Source organism: Pseudomonas sp. NY15356, from assembly GCF_048068175.1.
Lineage (GTDB): Bacteria > Pseudomonadota > Gammaproteobacteria > Pseudomonadales > Pseudomonadaceae > Aquipseudomonas > Aquipseudomonas putida_K.
In genome coordinates this window covers 1-2,441 of the sequence record NZ_JBLUPW010000059.1, presented here as the reverse complement: position 1 = coordinate 2,441, position 2,441 = coordinate 1, and the positions used below count along the sequence as shown (strand labels likewise).

At 58.7% G+C, this 2,441-nt stretch carries 1 protein-coding gene and 1 pseudogene; both read right to left on the bottom strand.

Features of this window, described 5'->3' with window-relative positions; genetic code table 11:
- Nucleotides 1-666: pseudogene (locus tag ACNFCI_RS23870) on the bottom strand (hypothetical protein); the annotation flags it as partial.
- A 228-nt stretch (nucleotides 667-894) separates the two neighbouring features.
- Nucleotides 895-2,441: RHS repeat-associated core domain-containing protein (locus tag ACNFCI_RS23865; protein ID WP_416768404.1), on the bottom strand; the 1,547-nt coding region annotated here is incomplete at its 5' end.

Genomic DNA, 2,441 nt, shown 5'->3' with positions numbered 1-2,441 from the left:
GGTGCTGCCCTGCTCCATGTACGCCAGGCGTGTCTGGGCCACCGCGCCGTTGATGGCATAGTCGGTGAGCGAGGTGACGCCGGCCGCATTGGTCGTCGCCAGCGGCGCGCCAGTCGCATCGTGGGTGCCAGTGATGGGCAAAGGCGCTTCGGTGTCGTCCGCCGTGGTCGTCGCCCAGTCCGGCGTCTCGATCTCAGGTTTGAGCAATCGCTGTTCGCTGGCCAGGGGCTGGCCTGTCAGCGAAACGCTCAAGGGCCGGCTGATGCCGGCATTGTTGCGCAGTTCCACCTGGCTCCCGGCCAGGTTCAGCGCTTGCCATTTCGCCTCGGCCAACGGCGCATACATGTACTGCTCACGCACACGCCCAGCCGGCGCGCCAAGCGCTGTTTCGCTCAGCGACAATGGCCGGCCGCCGGCATTGGCCGCCTCGTAGGCAGCCGTGGACACGGTGCCCTGGGCATTGCGTGACCACAAAGGCCGGCCTGCCACGTCGGGCAGCGTGAAGGCGGCATCGCCATCGGCGGTATGCAGGCACAAGGGTTGGCCGGCCAACCCTGAAACGGTGACCGCATCGGCACCACCCGTGGCAGCGTTGCTCAACGCCCGGGCGCCGAACAGCCGCGTGGTGCGGCTGAACGGGTGGATTACCGTGCGGCTGGTCAGCACGCGAGCAGGGATCGAGAGGCGACGCAAAAAGGCCAAGGTTCGAAAAGGTGTCGACACCATTGGGGTGTCAATATGCTGTGACGCCAGCGCGGCGGGTTGCTGTGAAAAATGCTCGCATCCAATCTTCATGCTGTCGCTCCGTAACGGTGCTAGTTGGGTTCGGATGCTGCCACCATTATCGACAGACCGAACCGCCTGAAAAACAGAGTTGACAATACACTTAAAATGCTATCGAACATGAGTTACTTTTATTATTTTCTTCGAGCGGTCAATGCTCAGGATTTTAAACTTGGCCTCGCGTCTGAAAAGCACTTCTTGCTCGTCATTATTCCCGAACCAGTTAGGAATATTTGCCCCACGGCCCTGCTCGATATGGATCATCCCTCCGCCATTTACAAACCGTTTTGCTTGCTCCTCAGCTTTGGAACTCGCCATAAATCGCCCGGGGTTATACATTCCATCCTCACCTGCCCCTATCCAGCGAGCATACTCCGCTGCATCTACTCCCCGATAAAGCAGCCCCTCATTCATACTAGAATTATCCTTGACCCAATTATTCAATTCTTCGGACAGTTGCGTATAGGTTTTTCCAGCCAGAGAATCAACTTTCGCCAATATTCGCTTGCCGGCCTCAGTATTTTTCCACTTATCCCTGTCTCGAGTGACATTAGGATCCGTGTTCATCTCTTTGAGTCTGTCTTTCACGTCGCCGGTATAAAGCGTTTCCGACCCTCCCTTCTGTATATTTTCGTAATCGTGAGCCCACGCGATTGTGATCGCATTCGAACCATCCGTTGAGCGGCTTGGCTCAGGGTGACGTGAAGTACTTCGCGAAGCCTTTGAGAGCAGTGCCTTCGAGGCGGCCCTGTCTTGTGCCTCCCTCCGACCAAGTGCAAACCCTCGACGCTGTAGAAGCTCCGCCTGCTCAGGCGTTTCTCCAGCGCCCACCAATTGTTGGATAACGTCCGCCTTGAAAGAAGCCTCACTGTGTCCTGGCTTCCATTGGTGCGACCACCCTTCGCCTACTGTTGATGGCATGGCGGTCATCCGTTCCGCCATTTCGCTAGCAATTGTTTGGGTCACTTCATTGTAGTATTGCTCTATCTCTTCCTGCTCCGCGGCACGGTCCCGTTGCTCCTGAATCCGCTGTGCCTTGCTGGAAATGCATCCCCGTCCATCTGTATCAATGAGATTGACAGGGTTATTGCGGCTAAATCCATATAGGTTGATTCCGTCAATCAGCCCACCCGGATCCGCACTCAACCAGCGCCCCAACTCCGCCTGGTAATAGCGCCATCCGTAGTAATACAACCCCGTCGCATCCCGCTCCTTGTTGGAATAGCGCATCGTCCGTTGCGTCAGGTTACTGGCTTCCTCGGCAGCCTCGTCGCACCCCACGGTACCGCCATAAGGGGCGTACTCTTCACGCGCAAGGACCAGCCCTTGAGCATCCGTCTCACCGCCGACACTGCCCAGATGGTCAGCGAAGCGATAGCGCAGCCGAACGGTGCCCGCGAGCCGGTCCTCCACCACGCGTACGTCGCCCCCTTCGCTGATGACGATATGTTTTTGCGGGGCATCCTGCCCTGCCAGCCACCGCTGGCGAATCTCGCACCCGCCGGCATAGGTCGTGATCGTGGTCTGCGTGGCCGCGCTGACCTGCACCTTGTGGACCTTGCGAGTGCGGGTGCCGCCGTCGGCGTAGTGGTAGCGCTCGCTGTCGTCATCGCCATCGACGCGGCTGACAGGCGTGACCTTGCCGAGCTGGTTGTCGG